The 18,098-nt window shown below is 64.2% G+C and carries 19 protein-coding genes; 9 read left to right on the top strand and 10 right to left on the bottom strand.

The genetic code is table 11. The features are described from left to right. The first annotated feature begins 38 nt into the window (after window positions 1-38). From Q1U94_RS05940 to hslV, 3 genes are all read left to right on the top strand, one after another. On the top strand, window positions 39-1,046 hold the full coding sequence (locus tag Q1U94_RS05940) for an adenosine kinase (protein ID WP_300542690.1): 1,008 nt from the start codon (window positions 39-41) through the stop codon (window positions 1,044-1,046). 170 nt (window positions 1,047-1,216) lie between these two features. After that, entirely contained in the window at window positions 1,217-3,307 is a 2,091-nt protein-coding gene (locus Q1U94_RS05935) for an EAL domain-containing protein (RefSeq protein ID WP_300542688.1), read from the top strand. 69 nt (window positions 3,308-3,376) lie between these two features. Beyond that, window positions 3,377-3,949, top strand: a complete 573-nt coding sequence (gene hslV / locus Q1U94_RS05930; RefSeq protein ID WP_300542686.1) for an ATP-dependent protease subunit HslV — start codon at window positions 3,377-3,379, stop codon at window positions 3,947-3,949. Between the two features lie 16 nt (window positions 3,950-3,965). On the opposite strand, the gene Q1U94_RS05925 is transcribed toward hslV, so the two are convergent. Continuing rightward, window positions 3,966-4,385, bottom strand: a complete 420-nt coding sequence (locus Q1U94_RS05925) for a VOC family protein (RefSeq protein ID WP_300542684.1) — start codon at window positions 4,383-4,385, stop codon at window positions 3,966-3,968. Between the two features lie 80 nt (window positions 4,386-4,465). On the opposite strand from Q1U94_RS05925, the gene hslU reads away from it, so the two are divergent. Continuing rightward, a complete protein-coding gene (gene hslU, locus Q1U94_RS05920; protein WP_300542683.1) occupies window positions 4,466-5,773 on the top strand; it encodes an ATP-dependent protease ATPase subunit HslU in 1,308 nt (435 codons plus the stop codon). Here the strand turns inward: hslU and Q1U94_RS05915 are convergent. Genes Q1U94_RS05915 through Q1U94_RS05905 form a run of 3 tightly spaced genes read right to left on the bottom strand, consistent with a single transcriptional unit; the run spans window position 5,763 to window position 8,201 of the window. Beyond that, window positions 5,763-6,344, bottom strand: a complete 582-nt coding sequence (locus Q1U94_RS05915; protein ID WP_300542682.1) for a Smr/MutS family protein — start codon at window positions 6,342-6,344, stop codon at window positions 5,763-5,765. The two genes, hslU and Q1U94_RS05915, sit on opposite strands and share 11 nt — an antisense overlap. A gap of 5 nt (window positions 6,345-6,349) precedes the next feature. After that, the gene (locus Q1U94_RS05910) at window positions 6,350-7,588 is read right to left on the bottom strand and encodes a murein transglycosylase A (protein ID WP_300542681.1); all 1,239 of its coding nucleotides are present in this window, start codon (window positions 7,586-7,588) and stop codon (window positions 6,350-6,352) included. Further along, complete coding sequence (locus tag Q1U94_RS05905) at window positions 7,572-8,201, bottom strand: Tim44/TimA family putative adaptor protein (RefSeq protein WP_300542680.1); 630 nt, start codon at window positions 8,199-8,201, stop codon at window positions 7,572-7,574. Before Q1U94_RS05905 ends, Q1U94_RS05910 begins: the two co-directional genes overlap by 17 nt. A gap of 192 nt (window positions 8,202-8,393) precedes the next feature. On the opposite strand from Q1U94_RS05905, the gene secB reads away from it, so the two are divergent. Then, entirely contained in the window at window positions 8,394-8,921 is a 528-nt protein-coding gene (secB, locus tag Q1U94_RS05900) for a protein-export chaperone SecB (protein ID WP_300542678.1), read from the top strand. A 15-nt stretch (window positions 8,922-8,936) separates the two neighbouring features. Here the strand turns inward: secB and dnaQ are convergent, their stop codons facing one another. Genes dnaQ through Q1U94_RS05875 form a run of 5 tightly spaced genes read right to left on the bottom strand, consistent with a single transcriptional unit; the run spans window position 8,937 to window position 12,513 of the window. Then, complete coding sequence (gene dnaQ / locus Q1U94_RS05895; protein ID WP_300542677.1) at window positions 8,937-9,629, bottom strand: DNA polymerase III subunit epsilon; 693 nt, start codon at window positions 9,627-9,629, stop codon at window positions 8,937-8,939. A gap of 25 nt (window positions 9,630-9,654) precedes the next feature. Continuing rightward, on the bottom strand, window positions 9,655-10,242 hold the full coding sequence (gene coaE / locus Q1U94_RS05890; protein ID WP_300542676.1) for a dephospho-CoA kinase: 588 nt from the start codon (window positions 10,240-10,242) through the stop codon (window positions 9,655-9,657). After that, window positions 10,239-11,087: a shikimate dehydrogenase gene (locus tag Q1U94_RS05885; protein ID WP_300542674.1), complete on the bottom strand. Its 849-nt coding sequence runs from the start codon at window positions 11,085-11,087 to the stop codon at window positions 10,239-10,241. The genes coaE and Q1U94_RS05885 overlap by 4 nt, the downstream gene beginning before the upstream one ends. Next, entirely contained in the window at window positions 11,084-11,674 is a 591-nt protein-coding gene (locus tag Q1U94_RS05880; RefSeq protein ID WP_300542672.1) for a nucleoside triphosphate pyrophosphatase, read from the bottom strand. Before Q1U94_RS05880 ends, Q1U94_RS05885 begins: the two co-directional genes overlap by 4 nt. Beyond that, window positions 11,674-12,513: a pyruvate, water dikinase regulatory protein gene (locus tag Q1U94_RS05875; protein ID WP_300542670.1), complete on the bottom strand. Its 840-nt coding sequence runs from the start codon at window positions 12,511-12,513 to the stop codon at window positions 11,674-11,676. Before Q1U94_RS05875 ends, Q1U94_RS05880 begins: the two co-directional genes overlap by 1 nt. A 459-nt stretch (window positions 12,514-12,972) precedes the next feature. Here Q1U94_RS05875 and hemE point away from each other — a divergent pair, with 459 nt between their 5' ends. The 4 genes from hemE (at window position 12,973) to rho (ending at window position 17,080) form a co-directional block, all read left to right on the top strand. Further along, window positions 12,973-14,013: a uroporphyrinogen decarboxylase gene (gene hemE, locus Q1U94_RS05870; RefSeq protein ID WP_300542669.1), complete on the top strand. Its 1,041-nt coding sequence runs from the start codon at window positions 12,973-12,975 to the stop codon at window positions 14,011-14,013. An 11-nt stretch (window positions 14,014-14,024) separates the two neighbouring features. Continuing rightward, the gene (hemH, locus tag Q1U94_RS05865) at window positions 14,025-15,095 is read left to right on the top strand and encodes a ferrochelatase (protein ID WP_300542667.1); all 1,071 of its coding nucleotides are present in this window, start codon (window positions 14,025-14,027) and stop codon (window positions 15,093-15,095) included. Next, the gene (locus Q1U94_RS05860; protein ID WP_300542666.1) at window positions 15,092-15,547 is read left to right on the top strand and encodes a CopD family protein; all 456 of its coding nucleotides are present in this window, start codon (window positions 15,092-15,094) and stop codon (window positions 15,545-15,547) included. Before hemH ends, Q1U94_RS05860 begins: the two co-directional genes overlap by 4 nt. Window positions 15,548-15,775: 228 nt before the next feature. Continuing rightward, window positions 15,776-17,080, top strand: coding sequence for a transcription termination factor Rho (rho, locus tag Q1U94_RS05855; RefSeq protein ID WP_366917261.1), 1,305 nt, complete (start codon window positions 15,776-15,778; stop codon window positions 17,078-17,080). Window positions 17,081-17,090: 10 nt separating this feature from the next. Here the strand turns inward: rho and Q1U94_RS05850 are convergent, their stop codons facing one another. Beyond that, window positions 17,091-18,065 carry a quinone oxidoreductase gene (locus Q1U94_RS05850; protein WP_300542665.1) on the bottom strand — a complete coding sequence of 325 codons (975 nt, stop codon included), beginning with the start codon at window positions 18,063-18,065 and terminating at the stop codon, window positions 17,091-17,093. Window positions 18,066-18,098: the final 33 nt, after the last annotated feature.

Genomic DNA, 18,098 nt, shown 5'->3' with positions numbered 1-18,098 from the left:
CGAACCCTTTGCCCTTTTAGCCATTCATCGGATGATCCATGTCTCAAGCCCGTTTTGACGTGCTCGCTGTCGGCAATGCCATCGTCGACGTGCTCTCGCCGGCCACCGACGACTTCCTGTCTGCCGAAGGCATTGCCAAGAATGCCATGACACTGATCGACGAGGAGCGCGCCCGCACGCTCTACGAGCGCATGCAGCCCGGAAAGGAAGCCTCGGGCGGTTCGGCGGCGAACACGGTGGCGGGCATAGCCTCTCTGGGCGGCAAGGCGGCCTATATCGGCAAGGTTGCGAACGACCAGCTGGGCGACATCTTCACCCATGATATCCGCGCCATCGGCGTGCATTTCGACACACCGGCCCTCAAGGAAGGCCCGGCTACGGCGCGCTGTCTGATCAATGTGACCCCGGACGCCCACCGCTCCATGTCGACCTTCCTCGGCGCGGCGGCGCTGGTGACCGAAGACGATGTCGATGCCGGCGCAGAGGCGCTCAAGGCCTCCGAAATCATTTACCTGGAAGGCTATCTGTTCGACCGCGAGGAGGCCAAGCGCGCCTATGTCGCTGCGGCGGAAACGGCGGCCGCCGAGGGCCGGCGCACAGCGCTGACCCTCTCGGACGTGTTCTGCGTGGAACGCCACCGCGCTTCCTTCCGCCACCTCGTGGCGAACCATATCGATATCCTGCTGGCCAACGAGGCGGAATTGCTGGCTCTTTACGAGACCGGGGATTTCGACACGGCGCTGGCCGCAGTACGCCAGGACGTCGCCATTGCCGCGGTCACCCGCTCGGAAAAGGGTGCCGTGATCACTTCCGGCGAAGACACGGTGACCGTGCCCGCAGAACCGGTGAAGCAACTGGTCGATACGACGGGTGCCGGCGACCTCTTCGCCGCAGGCTTCCTGCTTGGCCTGGCCCAGGGCCGGCCGCTGGCGGAAGCAGGCAAAATGGGCGCGATTTCGGCCGCCGAGATCATTTCTCATTACGGCGCGCGGCCCGAATGCAGCCTAAAAGTGCTGGCCGAAAAATCCGGGATCGCCTTTGATTAAAGCCTTTCCCGGCATTTGGCTAAAAACTTAATGAAACAACTCCGGCATTTTAACCACAATTCAAGTGCTTGCTGTCAGTCTGCCCACTGAGAACGGGTGAGTGGCGTTACTCACCCACAAGTTTGGTGGCTAAGTCGCACTTCTTCTCGGGGGTGCGCTCAGGGGTAGACATGGCACCCATCCGCAAAGCGGTGTCGCGAGTGATGCGGTCGCTGGTAATGAAGTTCACGCTTCTGACCGGGGCCCTGATTTTCGCGACCACTCTCCTGCTGATGACGTTGGAAAGCGTTTCCGCGCAACGGGAAACGCGGCATCTGCTCATCGACCGGTCGGTGGCGACGCTGCAGGCTACGGCCAACCGGCTGGCCAATGCCGTCTCCAGCAATAACAGCGAGTTTGTCGATCTCTACATCGAGGAGCTGATCACCAGCATCGGCGCCGAGGAAATGTATGTCCTCAACAATCGCCGCGAAGTGCTGGGCGAAGCCTATTCGGACGACCGTTCCCAGGGGCATTTGCGCGCCGCCGACATGGCCGTCATGGCCCTGGGCGCCGGCGATCTGCGCTATTCCATCATTGACGGTGCCCTGGAAATGGCCGCGCCGGTCTATACCCAGGAACGGCGCCTGGTCGGCGTGATCTATGCCAAACGCGAGCTTGTGGAACTGGTGGCATCGCGCAACGCTGCGATCCGGCGCCAGACGCTGATCGCACTCTTCGCCCTGGGTGTCTTCCTTCCGCTGGCGGCACTGATTGTGGGCCGCGCCCTGAAGCCGGTGCAGATCCTGACCGATGCCGCACGCCTGGCCTCCTCGAAGACGCTGGACATGCGTATCGACGTGAAGACCGGCGACGAGCTGGAAGTGCTGGCCAATGCCTTCAACCGCATGTTTGCCCGTCTCGACGGTAATCTGAAACGTATTCACCGCCTGGCCTATGTCGACCTTGTGACCGAGCTGCCCAACCGCGAACGCTTCCGCAAGGAAACCGAGCGCGTGGCCCGCAAGGCGCTGGAAGAGGGGTCGTCGGGCGCCGTGCTCTTCCTCGATCTCGACCGCTTCAAGCGTGTCAATGACAGTCTGGGTATCGGCGAGGGCGACCGGCTTCTGGAAATGGTCGGCCGGCGCCTGTCGGAGGTGACCCGCGGCTGCGATCTGGCCATGGGTCTGGAAGAGGCATCCATGGTCGCCCGTCTGGGCGGCGACGAGTTTACCGTCCTGTTGCCGCACATCACCGATTCGGCCGACGCCGCCCGCGTCGCCAACAAGCTGGTCGATGCGATCCGCCTGCCCTTCGAGATTTCCGGACACCAGGTCTTCCTGGGCGTGTCGGTGGGCGTTGCGGTCTTCCCGCAGGACGGGGCCGACCCGGAAACCCTGATGCGTCACGCCGACCTGGCCATGGCTCATGCCAAGCGGGCGGGCGGGTCCGCGGCGCAATTCTTCGAACCGACCATGAACCAGTCCGCCTTCGAGCGCCTGGTGCTGGAAAACGAGCTGCGCGATGCGGTGCAGCAGGACCAGCTGGTCGTCTTCTATCAGCCCAAGGTCCTGATGAAGGACGGCACATGTGCCGGTGCCGAAGCGCTGGTGCGCTGGCAGCATCCCACAGCCGGCCTCCTGTCGCCCGGCGCCTTTATCGAGGCCGCCGAAGAATGCGGCCTGATCGGCGAGATCGGCGACTGGGTGCTGCGCGCCGCATGCCGCCAGGCCGCGGCCTGGCGCGAGGAAGGCCTCGAACTGCCCGTGGCGGTCAATGTCTCGGCCATGCAGTTTGACCGCGACGGTTTCGCGGACTCGGTGCTCGAAGCGCTCGAGGATGCCGGCCTGCCGCCGCACCTCCTGGAACTGGAGCTGACCGAATCCATCGCCATGGAAAATCCGGAGCGGGTGATCGAACAGGTCCAGCCGCTGCGCGACAAGGGCGTCAATTTCGCCATCGACGATTTCGGTACGGGTCACTCCTCCCTGTCCTACCTGACCCGCATGCCCTTCGACGTGTTCAAGATCGACCAGTCCTTCGTGCGCGACATGGCGACCGACCCGCACGCCCGCATCGTGGTCGAGACCATTCTGGCCATGGCCAAGTCGCTTAAGCTGGAAACGGTCGCGGAAGGCGTGGAAACCGCCGAGCAGATGAACATGCTGCGGGCGCAGGGCGCCACACTGGCCCAGGGCTTCCTGTTCGGGCGCCCGATGCCGGCCGGCGATCTGGTGGAATTTGCCCGGGATAGCGACGACAATCGCGCAGTAAACCAGTAAGCTGAAGACTTGATCCGATCCGCCGGCTCGGCCACATCCTGTCTGGACACCAGGAAGAACGAGACGGCCATGACGCACGCAACCACGCCCGACTATGCCGACGCCACACAATGGCGCGGCACCACGATCGTCGCTGTACGCAAGGGCGGACGCCTCGTCCTAGCCGGCGACGGCCAGGTCTCCATCGGCCCCACCGTGATGAAGGGCAATGCCCGCAAGGTGCGCCGCCTGTCCGGCGGACAGGTCGTGGCCGGATTCGCGGGCGCCACGGCCGATGCCTTCGCGCTTTTCGAACGCCTGGAAGCCAAGCTGGAACAATATCCGGCCCAGCTCGCCCGCGCCTGTGTGGAACTGGCCAAGGACTGGCGTACCGACCGCTATCTGCGGCGCCTGGAAGCCATGCTGGTCGTCGGTGACAAGGAGGAGACCTATCTCCTCACCGGTGCCGGCGACGTGCTGGAACCGGAGGATGGCGTCGTCGCCGTCGGCTCCGGCGGCAATTTCGCCCTCTCCGCCGCGCGCGCGCTCTACGACTATGAGGAAGACCCCGAAATCATCGCCCGCAAGGCGATGGCGATCGCCGCGAGAATCTGCGTCTACACTAACGAGAATCTGACTGTGGAGATCCTCGGCGAGGAATAGCGAGCCGCACGCTCCATCAGCGAGCGAAGATCTGTGCTTCGTCCCGGAACGTCTTGAATTCCAGAGCATTTCCGGCCGGGTCGCGCACGAAGAACGTGCCCTGCTCGCCGGCCTGGCCCCTGAAGCGGACATAGGGCTCGATGATGAAGCCGGTGCCGGCGCGCTCCAGCCGTTCCGCCAGGGCTTCCCAGTCGGACCAGTCCATCAGCAGGCCGAAATGGCGCACCGGAACCTGTTTGCCGTCGACCGCGCCGGCCTTCACGGCCGCGCATTCCTCCGGCGCCAGGTGGGCGACGATCTGGTGCCCGTGGAAGTCGAAATCGACCCAGGTGTCGCTCGACCGGCCTTCGTTGCAGCCGAGAAGATCGCCATAAAAGGCGCGCGCTGCAGCCAGGTCGTCGACGGGGAAGGCGAGGTGGAAACGCGGTCGCGTCATCTTGTTTATGCCTTTCGGGACTGGTCTGATCGCACACCCCTGATTACATCAAGCGGACCGACAAGCAACGCAAAGCCCTCATGACCGACTTTTCCCCCCGCGAAATCGTTTCCGAACTTGACCGTCACATTGTCGGTCAGGCCGACGCCAAGAAGGCTGTGGCCATCGCCCTGCGCAATCGCTGGCGCCGGCGCCAGCTGGACGAAGCGCTGGCCGAGGAGATCACGCCCAAGAATATCCTGATGATCGGCCCGACGGGTGTGGGCAAGACCGAGATTTCGCGCCGCCTGGCCAAGCTGGCCGGCGCGCCCTTCATCAAGGTCGAGGCGACCAAGTTCACCGAGGTGGGCTATGTCGGCCGCGATGTCGACCAGATCGCCCGTGACCTGGTGGAAGTCTCGATCACCCTGGTGCGGGAGAAGAAGCGCGAAGAGGTGAAGGCCCGCGCCCATTCGGCGGCGGAGAACCGGGTGCTTGAAGCCCTTGTCGGGCCGGGCGCTTCGGAGAGCACCAAGGAGAGCTTCCGCAAACGCCTGCGCGCAGGCGAGCTGGACGACAAGGATGTCGAGATCCAGCTCTCCGAAACCACCTCGCCCATGCAGATGCTGGATATTCCGGGCATGCCCTCGGGCGGGGCCGGCGTGATCAATCTGGGCGATATTTTTGGCAAGGGCTTTCCGAAGAAGACCAAGTCCGTGCGCATGAAGGTGAAGGAGGCCTACGAGCCCCTGATCGAGGAGGAGGCCGACCGCCTGCTCGACGATGCCCAGATCACCGCCGAGGCGATCAAGCTGGCCGAAAATGACGGCATCGTCTTTCTCGACGAGATCGACAAGATCGCCGCGCGTTCGGATGCCCGCGGCGGCGACGTGTCCCGCGAAGGCGTGCAGCGCGATCTTCTGCCGCTGATCGAGGGCACGACCGTGGCGACCAAGCACGGTGCGGTGAAGACCGACCATATCCTGTTTATCGCTTCGGGCGCCTTCCACGTGGCCAAACCGTCCGACATGCTGCCGGAATTGCAGGGCCGCCTGCCGATCCGGGTCGAGCTGCGCGCGCTGACCGAAGCCGACTTCATCCGCATTCTCACCGAGCCGGAAGCCAATCTGATCCGCCAGTATACCGAGTTGATGGCCACCGAGGGCATGACGCTTGAATTCACCGAGGATGCGATCACGGCACTGGCCAAACTGGCCGCCGACGTCAATTCGAGCGTCGAGAATATCGGCGCGCGCCGGCTGCAGACAGTGATGGAGAAACTCGTCGAGGAGATCTCCTACACGGCGTCGGACCGGTCCGGTGAAACGGTGAAGATCGACGAGACCTATGTCTCCGAACATGTCGGCGAACTGGCCAAGAACGCCGATCTGTCGAAATTCATTCTCTAGGCCGCACGCGCAGCGTCACGTAGAAGGCACCGCTTCCGCCATGGCGGATATGGGCGGGCGCATATCCTGACACATACTGACGAAGCTCCGGAAAGCTGAGCCATTCCGGTAGTTTGCGGCGTAATACCCCGGGTTCGTCCGGGTAGTCCCAGGGTTCGGCGCCGCGCTCGCGCCGCTTCAGGCCCTTGCCCGTGATCACCAGAACGGTGCGGTACCCGCCGGCATGGGCCATGGCGAGAAAGTGGCGCAGCGAGGACAGGGCCTGGTCCTGGGTGAGCCCGTGCAGGTCGATGCGCGCATCCACCTCGACCCGGCCCCGGCGCATCCGTTTTTCTCCGCTGCGATCATGGGGGCCGGACGGCCGGTCCGGCGCCGCAGGCGCGGGCGCGGTATCGACGCCGCGGGTCGAGCGCATACGTTCGGCCTTGGTCGGCGGTGACGGGGCGGACGGCGCAGGCGGTTCCGGATCGTCCAGCGCTTTTATCCGGTCTTCCGAGAGCGGGGTGACCGACATGGCGACCGTCTTCCACAGGGCGCGCTCTTCGGGCCGTATGGTCCGTTTGCGCTTCACGGGGCTCAGACCGGGTCCTGCTGTGCAAACAGGCGGGCGACCACGGTGTGCGGCAGCAGCACGACCCAGCCGGCCTCGGCCCGGGTCGACCCGGCCCGGCGTTCCGCCGCCTCGCCCCAGCCCCAGAAGAAGTCGCCCCGCAGGGGGCCGGTGATCGCCCCGCCGCTGTCCTGCGCCACGACGAGGCCCGACCAGGGACCCAGTTCGGGCAGATCGGCGCTGAGCCAGACCGGAACGCCATGGGCATGATGCGCGGGATCGACCGCGATCGAGGCCATGGGCGTCAGCGCCACGCCCGAGGATCCGGCGGGCCCCAGCTGCGGATCGTCCAGGGACCGGGTCTGGAAGAAGACATAGCGCGGATTGACCGCGAACAGTTCGGCGGTCGCCTCGGGCCCGTGCTCGATCAGCCAGGCCTCGATCCCGGCCTTGGACGCGGCATGGGCCGCCAATTCGCCGCGTTCGATCAGCTCGCGGCCGATGGACCGATAGGGCAGGCCGTTATGGGCGGCAAAGGCGGCGCGTTCCTGACGCCCGTCGGGCCAGACCAGGCGGCCCGAGCCCTGGATCTGCAGGAAGAAGACGTCGATCGGCCGGCCCCAGGCAAACACCTCGCCGGCATTCTCCATCTCGATCGCCGTGCGGTCCTTGTAGTGCACCAATTGGCCGTCGCGGACCTCGCCGACGATACGGCGACCGGCCAGACTGTCGTCGAACCGGCCCAGATCAACGGTCACGAGATCGTCCGGGCGCCGCCGCAGGGGCTGGGTGAACGCGCCCTGCCGGGTTCCGCGCACCTCGACATGGGGTTCGTAATAGCCTGTCAGGAGCCCTGTATCGGCCCGTTCCCGGCTTTCTGGATCGACGGCCTGCGCACGCACGGGCGTGAACGCGCTTTCGAAGGCTTCGCGGGGTGTTGTCCGGCCCGCCATCGCATCTGCGGCGGCAGCACAGGCCGGTTGCCAATCGGCCACCGTCCCGGCCCAGCCGGCGCGGGCGCCGAGCGGGGCGTCCGGATCGCGCTGGGTGAAACGGGCGCAACTGCGATCGAAGGCGGCCAGGGCCGCGCCGAGGTCGGCTTCGCTCCAGCCGGTCATGTCGGCCCAGGCGGCGGGCCGGAAATCCAGCGTGTCGGGAGCAGAAACCGGCGTTTCAGACCGTTCGGAAAGGTCGGGCGCGGGTTGCTGGCAAGCGGCGAGCGCCAGGGCGAGCCCCGCCGCGGTGCCTTTAAGCCGTCGCGACACGGGTCAGCACCCAGTTGGGATTGCTGTCATCGGTGCGGCGCTGAAACACCCAGTCCTCGTGCACGGTGGACAGGCGCGAGAAATCGCCGGCCGTCACCTTGCCGTCGCTGTCGCGGGTCTCGGTCGCGATCTCGGCGTCAAAATGGACCTTGACGGTTGCCGTGTTGTCGCTGTGGCCGGCCTCGGTGATCTCCGCCGAGCGGATTCGCTCGACCTCTGTCCGCACGCTCTCGCCCCGGGTTTCCCGCTTGGCAATGGCGGCCTCGTAGCGGTCGAAGACCTTGGGGGCGAGCAGACCTCTGAGCGTGTCGCGATCGCCCCTGGCAAAAGCCTCGACGATCATTTCATAAGCCTTGCGCGCCCCGTCCAGGAACTGGCCCGGATCGAAACTCGTATCCGCCTGCGCGATCGCCTCCAGTCCGGCCGCAGCCGGACCCTCGAAAGCCGGGCGCAGCTGCGCCTGGGCGGCGTCGCGCTCGGCCCGGTTCTGGTCGACCTCGCGCGAGGCGGGGGCTTCCATATGGCCTTCGCGGCGGCCCAGGACCGAATAGAGCCGGATCGCGAAGAATACGGCGATGGCACCGAAGAGCAGGGTCGAGAGAAGTTCGATCATCAAGCAGCCGCCGTGACAGGAATACGGGTTTCACTCCTAGATATAGGCCTATATCCACGCCGCGTCAGCCACCCGGCTGCGGCGCTGCCTGCTTGCCGGGGCGAGGCCTGCGTGTTAACGGGCCCGCTTTGTTTCCATGACCGCCCGCCATACGGGCGGATCCAGTTTCACATGACCCATCCGGGGACCCACATGACCGACGCACCGTCCACGCCTGCCGATTCCCAGACCCCTGCCCAGCCCCACCTGCGCGTACTGGCGCAATACGTCAAGGACCTCTCCTTCGAAAATCCGGGCGCACCCGACACGTTGCGTCCGGGTCAGCAGGCTCCGGGCATCGACATGTCGATCGATGTCCAGGCGCGCAGCCTGGGCGAGAACCAGTTCGAAGTTGCCCTCTCGATCAACGCGCGCGCCTCGCGCGACAAGGAAGGCAATGATGTCGTCTTCATCGCCGAACTGACCTACGCCGGCCTGTTCCAGATGGAGAACATTGCCGACGCCGACCGGGAGCCCTTCCTGCTGATCGAATGCCCGCGCCAGATCTTCCCGTTCGCGCGCCGCATCCTGGCCGACGCCACGCGTGACGGCAATTTTCCGCCGCTGATGCTGGATCCGGTCGATTTCGCGGCGCTGTACCGCCAGCAGCTCTCGCGCCGGGCGGCGGCGGCTCCGGGCTCCGAGCCCAATGGCAATGCCGATCCCGCGGCGGCCAACTGAGCGCACGCCCGGCCGTCAGCCGATCGGGAGTTTCTTCCAGAGCGCGTTTTCGCCCAGCTCGTCGATGAAGGCGGCATGGGCGGCGCGCTCTTTTTCCGTCTGGCGCGACGGCAAAGGCTGGGGACGGGCCGGACGGGCGGGGAACTCGACCCTGCCCGAACCTCCGGAACCGCGACCGGACAGATCCAGGGCACGGGTGCGTCCGCCGGTCAGTTCCAGATAGACCTCGGCCAGAAGATAGGCGTCGATCAGCGCGCCGTGCTTGTCGCGCGTCTCCAGGGAAATGTCGAAACGCTTGCAGAGCGCATCCAGCGATACGTAGGAGCCGGGAAACTTGGCCCGGGCGATCCGCGCCGTGTCCTTGAACCGGTCCTCGGGATAGGTATCGAAGCCCAGCCGGGCCAGTTCCATATTGATGAAGCCGCGATCGAAGGGCGCGTTGTGCGCAACGAGCACGGCATCGCCGACGAAATCGACAAATTCCTGCGCAATCTCCTCGAACAAGGGCTTGTCGGCGAGGAATTCCCCGGTCAGCCCGGTGATCTCGACGACTTCCCTGGGGATGGAGCGCTGCGGATTGACGTAGGCGTGAAATGTCTTGCCGGTCGGAATGCAGTCGATCACTTCGACACAGCCCAGCTCGGTCACCCTGTCGCCGGTACTGGGATCGAGTCCCGTGGTCTCCGTATCGAAGACGATTTCGCGCATGTCCGTCCGCCCCTGGTGATGCGTGTCAGGCCCGCAGGGCCGCAATGATACGATCGACCTGTTCGCGGGCATCATCGAGACCGCCCGAAGTCTCGACCACATGATCGGCCTTTTCCAGCTTGATCGAATCAGCCGTCTGCCGGGCGATTATGGCGTCCAGCTTCCGGTCCGTCATGCCCGGACGCTGCAACACGCGGGCCCGGCGCACCGGGTCCGGAGCATGCACGACGACGATTGTATCGACCAGGGCATCGCTGCCGGTCTCGAACAACAGCGGAATGTCCAGCACGGCCAGGTCCGCACCGCCGGCCTCGGCATCCTCGAGAAAGCGCGTACGGGCCTGCGCCACCAGCGGATGGACGATGGCTTCCAGCCGTTCGAACCCGCCCGCATCCTCGCGCAAGGCCGCGGACAGACGCTCTCGGTCCACCGCCCCGTCCACGACCGAACCGGGAAACGCATCGCCGACGGGACCGACCGCCGCACCGCCCGGGGCATACAGCGCATGCACGCAGGCATCGGAATCGAACACGGGAATACCGGCCTCGCGGAACAGCCTGGCCGTTGCCGACTTGCCCATGCCGATGGAACCGGTAAGGCCGACAATCTTCATGCCGTCATCCCCGGCGCCCCGACGAGAATCGGGCGGACGTCCGGCCGCTCCGGCGCAGGCCGGCCGAAGAAAGCCTGAAAACTCGGTCTGGCCTGGCCGATGAGCATGTCCAGCCCGTCGATCCCGACAAGGCCCGCACCTCGCGCCTCTGCAAGAAACCCGGTTTCCAGCGGCGTGTACACACTGTCGAAGGCGACGGCTCCCGTCTTTACAGCCGACCAGTCCATGACCAGATCCGTCTCGCCTTTCAGACCCAGGGAAGTGGCGTTGACGACCAGATCGCTGCACGCAAGCACGTCGCTACGCTCGTCCCAGTCGACAATTTCAGCACCGGGCGCCAGATCGGCGGCAAGCTGTTCGGCCCGGTCCCGATTCCGGTTTGTCAGGATGAGTCGGGATATGTTCGATGTCAGCAGGGCATGGACCACAGCCCGCGCGGCCCCGCCGGCGCCTAGGACAAGGGCTGTCGATTGCCGGTACGGAATATTCGCCGGTTCGAGAGCGGCCAGAAACCCGGCGGCGTCGGTATTGTCGGCATGTACGGCTCCCGCCTTGAATGTCAGGAGATTGGCGGCGCCAATGGCGGCCGCGGCCGGCGAGACCGTGTCGGCCAGGACCAGGGCGGTTTCCTTGTGCGGAAGGGTGACATTCAACCCGGCAGCCTGGCTGCGGGCGAGACCCCGCACGAAAATCTCGAAACCGTCGGGGCGAACCGCAAACGGGACGTAGAACGCATCGAGTTCGCATATCGAGATCCAGTGCGCCATCAGGCGCGGCGACAGGGAATGGACGACCGGGTCGCCGACCACGCCTGCAAACCCTGCCTTGCCGCTAGGCCGGTTCATGACACGATCACGCCCTGATCGCGCAGGATACGCAGCAGAGGCAGAAGGGGCAGGCCAAGGATGGCGTAGTAATCGCCTTCGACCTTGCTGAACAATTGGGCCCCCAGGCCCTCATAGGCATAGGCACCGACGCTTGCAGTCAGGGCGAAGCCCGCATTCTTCAGATACATGTCGAGAAAGGCATCCGAGAAATCGCGCACATGCAGGGTCGATGTCTGCTGGTAGAGCCAGACCGGCCGGCCCGCCCGGAACAGGGCGAGGCCGGAATGCAGGTGATGCGGCCGGCCGCGCATGGCTTCCAGCCGGCCTCGCGCCAGTTCGGGCCGGGGCAGCTTGTCCAGCAAGCGGCCTTCGAGTTCCATGGTCTGGTCGGCGCCCAGCACCAGCTTGTCCGGATGTGACAGGGACACGGATTCGGCCTTTGCCTTGCCCAGTTCCAGCGCCATGTCGACCGGGGCGAGACCGGATCGCTCGGCCTTGATTACCGCTTCGTCCACATCCGGCTTGATGATGGAAAAGGGCACGCCGGCACCCTCGAGCACCTGGCGGCGGATCTGGCTGCCCGACGCGAGAACAAGATCGGACATCAGGCCTGGCTCCGCTTTTCGTTCAGGAGGTTGATGATTTTCGCGGCCGTTTCCTCGACCGACCGGCGTGTGACATCGATGGTGGGCCATTTGTGTTTGGCGTAGAGGCGCTTGGCATGAAGCACCTCGTCGCGCACCGCGAAATCGTCGATATAGTCTGTATCCCGGTCTTCGTTGAGGCTGAGCAGGCGATTGCGACGGATCTGCACGATCCGTTCCGGCGACGCCGTGAGACCGACGACGAGCGGATGGCGCAGACTGTAGATCGCATCGGGCAGGGGTACGCCCTTGACCAGCGGAATATTCGCGGCACGGAAACCGCGATGGGCCAGATAGATGCTGGTCGGGGTCTTCGAGGTCCGGCTGACGCCCAAAAGCACGATATCGGCGGCTTCGTAATCCTCGCCCTGACCGTCATCATGTGCCATCGCATAGTTCAGCGCATCGATGCGGCGATAATATTCCGCATCCAGTGAACGCTGGGCGCCGGCCCGGCTGGCAACCGGGCGGCCCAGATAGGAGCTCAATGTTGCCAGCATCGGATCGAGAACGGCGATTGCAGGAACGCCCAGCTCGACACACTTGGTTTCCAGTTCCCGGCGCAGATCGGCATTGACAATCGTATACATGACAACGCCCGGATAGGCGGAGATTTCGTCGAATACCCGCTCCATCTGGCGCGAGGAGCGCACCAGGGCATAAAGATGTTCGAGCGGGCTGGTGCCTTCGAACTGTGCCACGGAGGCCCGCATCACTTCCATGAGCGTTTCACCCGTGGAATCCGAGACCATGTGGATGTGAAAACAGGTCTCGAAGGGAGAGGAAGGCGGCGCTGACATGTCGCAAGAAACCCCTGTTTCGCGTTTACGTTCTGTTAACAAGTCGGGAAAACCAGACCCGGATCCGGCGGCCTCTGCCCTGGCTGTGAGTAGTACCGGGTGATACCGGTGCGAACCAACAGAAGTTTCCACACCCCTGCAAGGCGTTGGCAAGTGTGTGGATGCATGTACGCAATTCACCGCTTCAATCGCTTTGCCCCGGCGAATCAACAGCGGATATCCGGTCTATCTTACCGGTTTTATTGGTCAGACATGGTGTTTCAACAGCACGTGGAAAACAGGCTGTGCATGATTCTTCCGGCAATACCCCGTGGTGGATAGCGGTAGAACCAGATGTTTGAACACGGTCAACGTCACCAACAACCCCAACAAATCAATTTAATAGATAAGGGAAAGAAAAAGCGGCCGGGTGAAAACGACGCATTGATCCCCGACCCGCCGATGCCTAATCAGGCGGTCATGACAAAGCTTTCGGAAAAACCGCTCCTAGCGGTTCTGGGCGGAGACGTCCGTATGCCGCCACCGGTCTGGCTGATGCGCCAGGCCGGACGTTATCTGCCCGAATACCGCGAGGTGCGGGCCGAGGCCGGCGATTTCATCAAATTCTGCTTCTCGCCCGACATGGCGGCCGACGTGACCTTGCAGCCGATCCGGCGGTTCGGCTTCGATGCGGCAATCCTGTTTGCGGACATTCTCCTGATCCCGATCGCGCTGGGCCGCCGTGTCTGGTTCGAACCGGGCGAAGGTCCCCGGCTGGATCCGTTCAACCCGCTCGATCATGCGAACCTGGATCTGTCGCAGGTCGAAGACGTGCTCTCGCCCATCGGCGAGACCCTGCAACGGGTAAAACCGGAATTACCGGAAGAGACGACGCTGATCGGGTTTGCCGGTGCGCCCTGGACAGTGGCGACCTACATGATCGAAGGCGCGGGCTCGAAGGACCGTTTCTCGGCACGGGTGGCGGCGTGGGAACATCCCGAAGCCTTCGATGCCATGATCGACCGGCTGTCCGAGGCGACCGCACGATATCTCGTCATGCAGGCAAAGTGCGGCGCCGAAGTTCTCAAACTGTTCGACAGCTGGGCGGAAGGCCTGCCGGAACCCCTGTTCGAGCGTGTGGTTATCCGCCCCGCCCGCGATATCGTGGAGCGGGTGCGGGCTGCCGGTGTCACGGTGCCGATCATCGGTTTTCCGCGGGGCGCCGGTTCGATGTATGGCCGCTATGCCCGCGAAACCGGGATTACGGCGATCGCGCTGGACACGGGTGTCGACCCGGCCTGGGCGCAGTCGATCCTGCCGGACGGCATGCCGGTCCAGGGCCATCTGGATCCGGCTGCCTTGCGGGCCGGCGGCGCGGCGCTGGCGTCGGAAACCGACCGTTTGCTGGATAGCTGGGCCGGACGGCCCCATATCTTCAATCTGGGTCACGGTATAACGCCCGACGTTCCGATCGAGCATGTGCATCAATTGTTGCAGCGTATCCGGGAGCGGGCCTCGTAGCGGAGAGAGACGTGAAAGACGCTCGCCGAAAACTGGCTGTTGTGCTGTTCAATCTGGGCGGGCCGGACGGTCCCGAGGCCGTACGTCCTTTCCTGCGTAACCTGTTCCGGGATCCGGCGATTATACAGGCTCCGGGCCCGGTGCGCGAAGCACTGGCGCTGTTCATTTCCACCGTCCGGGCCAAGGAGGCGCGGGCCAATTACGCCAAGATGGGCGGCGGCTCGCCACTGCTCCCCGAAACCGAGAAACAGGCTGCGGCGCTGAAGGAGCGTCTGGAGCATGAACTACCCGATCGCGAGGTCCGGATCTGGCCGGCGATGCGGTACTGGGCGCCGCTGACCGAGGACGTCGCGGCCGACGTGGACGCCTGGATGCCGGATGAATGCGTGCTTCTGCCGCTCTATCCGCAGTATTCCACGACGACGACGGCGAGCTCGCTGAAGCGCTGGCGCGAGGCGGGCGGCCCGGAGACCCATGCCGTGTGCTGTTATCCCACCGAACCGGCCTTTGTGGATGCGCACGCCGCGCTGATCCGAAAGACCTGGGAACGGGCCGGGCGGCCGGACGGGCTTCGCCTTCTGTTTTCCGCGCACGGCTTGCCGAAAAAAGTGATCGACGGCGGGGATCCCTATCAGTGGCAAGTCGAACGGACAGTTTCTGCCGTGACGAAACAATTGCCGGAATTTCCCGACTGGCAAATCTGTTATCAAAGCCGTGTCGGACCGCTGGAATGGATCGGTCCGGCTACGGATGAGGCCATTCGCCGGGCCGGCGCCGACGGCAAGGGCGTCCTTCTCTGTCCGATCGCCTTCGTTTCCGAGCACATCGAGACGCTGGTCGAGCTCGACGAGGAATACGCCGAGATCGCCGAAGAACAGGGAATTGACACCTATGTCCGTGTGCCGGCCCTGGGCCGCGATCCTGTTTTCATTGAATCCCTCGCGACAATCGTGAAGTCTGCCCTTGGCCGGGATGGCCGGTTACAGCCCGATACCGGCGCACGCCTGTGTCCGGCCGACCGGTCGGCCTGTCCCTGCAGGGCCGGGGAACGAGCCACTGACGGAGAATTGGCAAAAGCATGATACTGGATGCCTACGACTGGCTGCGGGCCCTGCACGTGCTCTCGGTAATCGCCTGGATGGCCGCGATGCTCTACCTGCCGCGGCTGTTCGTCTATCACTGCGGCGCCACGCCGGGAGGCGAGCTCGACGAGACCTTGAAGATTCAGGAACGGCGGCTCCTCAAGGGCATCATGAATCCGGCTATGATCGCGGCATGGATTTTCGGCGTGTTGCTGATCTGGTCCAATGCAGAACGCGCCGGTGGCTGGGCGGTCTTCCTGCATTGGGCGTGGATGGCGAAATTTGCCCTGGTCTTCGCGATGACCGGTCTGCATCACGTCTATGCCGCGCGGTTCAAACGCTTCGAGGCCGGCACGAACGACTGGCCGGACAAGCGCTACCGCATCCTCAACGAAATGCCCTTTCTTCTGGCCCTTGCCATCGTGCCGATTGCCATTGTGGCGTTGAAATAGCGAGCCTTCCGGCATCGGTGCTTGACGCCGCAGTCGGGGCATGGCAAGGCTTCGGGCAACTCCTATCTTGGATCCTTTCTTTCGCGTGGCGCAGGACACCGGTCCGACGGCGCGCCTGCCCATTCCTCTCTTTTCGGGTTGTCGTGCTTGTCCGGCACCCGGCTTGCTTCAGTCGCGATTGTTCCCCCGTGAGGAACACCGCTTCCCATGTCTGACAGATAGATCATCATGACCGACGAAAATAACGCGCACCCCCTGCTCGACGGTATCGAGCGGATGACGCTGCAGGACCTCAAGGAAAAGAAGCCGACCGAGCTTCTGCAGTTTGCCGAGGCGCTGGAGATCGAGAATGCCTCGGCCTTGCGCAAACAGGGGATGATGTTCGCGATCCTCAAGGCGCTGGCCGAGCGCGGGGTGGAAATTCATGGCGGCGGCGTGATGGAAGTCCTGCAGGACGGGTTCGGCTTCCTGCGCTCTCCGGAATCGAACTATCTTGCCGGTCCCGACGACATCTATGTCTCGCCGACCCAGATCCGCAAATTCGGCCTGCGCACCGGCGATACGGTCGAAGGCGAGATCCGCAGCCCGCGCGACGGCGAACGCTATTTCGCCCTGCTGAAAGTCTCCTCGATCAATTTCCAGGATCCGGAATCGGCCCGGCACAAGGTCCATTTCGACAATCTGACACCGCTTTATCCGGACAGCCGTTTCAACATGGAGACGGACGATCCGACAAAGAAGGACCGGTCGGGCCGGGTGATCGATATTGTCGCGCCGCTGGGCAAGGGCCAGCGTGGCCTGATCGTGGCGCCGCCGCGGACCGGCAAGACCGTGCTCTTGCAGAACATCGCCCATTCCATCGAGAGCAATCATCCCGACTGCTATCTCATGGTGCTTCTGATCGACGAACGTCCGGAAGAAGTCACAGACATGCAGCGCACGGTGAAGGGGGAGGTGATTGCCTCGACCTTCGACGAACCGGCCACGCGCCACGTGCAGGTGGCGGAAATGGTGATCGAAAAGGCCAAGCGGCTCGTCGAACACGGCCGCGACGTGGTTATCCTGCTGGACTCGATCACGCGTCTGGGCCGGGCCTACAACACGGTGGTACCGTCCTCGGGCAAGGTGCTCACCGGCGGTGTGGATGCCAATGCGCTGCAGCGCCCGAAACGCTTCTTCGGCGCAGCGCGCAATATCGAGAATGGCGGCTCCTTGACCATTATCGCGACGGCGCTGATCGACACCGGTTCGCGCATGGACGAAGTGATCTTCGAAGAGTTCAAGGGCACCGGCAATTCGGAAATCGTGCTCGACCGAAAGGTCGCCGACAAGCGCGTCTTCCCGGCTATCGACATCCTCAAATCCGGCACCCGGAAAGAGGAGCTCCTGGTCGACCGGGGTCAGCTACAAAAAATGTATGTGCTGCGCCGCATCCTCAATCCGATGGGCGCCCAGGACGCGATCGAATTCCTCTTGGACAAACTGCGCCAGACCAAGACGAACGACGAATTCTTCGAGTCCATGAATACCTAGGGCCGGTGTCTTACGGCACCAGCACGCTCGCTCCGGTGGTCCGCCGGCCTTCCAGGTCTTCATGTGCCGTCACGGCGTCGGCCAGGGCATAACGCTGGTTCACCTCGGCCGATATCGCCCCGCGGGCGAGGGCATCGAAGACATCGGCGGTGTTGGCGGCCAGGTCTTCGTCGCGGGCGACATAGTGCATCAATGAGGGCCGGGTGACGTAAAGCGAGCCCTTCTGCGTCAAGATGCCCAGATCCACGCCCGTGACCGTGCCCGACGCGTTGCCGAATGTGGCCAGAAGACCGCGGGGCGCGAGACAGTCCAGCGACATTTCGAACGTGGCCTTGCCGACACCGTCATAGACGACGGGCACGCCCTGGCCGCCGGTGAGTTCGCGAACCCGAGCGGGAACGTCTTCCCGGGAATAGTTGATCATGTGCGCGGCGCCCTTCCGGCGGGCGATGGCGCATTTTTCGTCCGAACCGGCGGTTCCGATCAAGGTGACGCCGAGATCCTTCGCCCATTGGCAGGCGATCTGGCCGACCCCGCCGGCGGCCGCGTGGAACAGGATCGTGTCGCCGGGCTCGAGTGGGTAGGTATCCTTGAAGAGATAGCGCACCGTCATGCCCTTGAGCATCAGCGCGGCCGCCTGTTCGTCGCTGACCGGACCGGGGATTTTGGCGACGCGATTGGCGAACACGTTTGCGGCTTCGGCATACGCGCCGATGGGTCCGTTGCCGTAGGCGATCCGGTCGCCGGGCTTGAGGGTCGAAACGCCTTCGCCGGTCTCCTCGACGATACCGGCCGCTTCCAGTCCCAGACCGCTGGGCAGGGGCACGGGGTAGACGCCGGAGCGGTGGTAGGTGTCGATGAAATTGAGTCCGATCGCCGTGTGGCGAACGCGGACCTGTCCGGGGCCGGGATCGGGCAGGTCGATGGTTTCCAGCTGCATGACGGACGGGCCGCCGGTTTCATGGATGCGCACGGCTTTGGTCATGGCGTCGTCCCGGTTGCTTGAGGGTGCGGGAGA

The sequence above is a fragment of the Maricaulis sp. genome, assembly GCF_030149515.1.
GTDB lineage: Bacteria > Pseudomonadota > Alphaproteobacteria > Caulobacterales > Maricaulaceae > Maricaulis.
The sequence above is the reverse complement of the archived record's forward strand: the minus strand, read 5'-3'. Positions and strand labels throughout refer to the sequence as shown.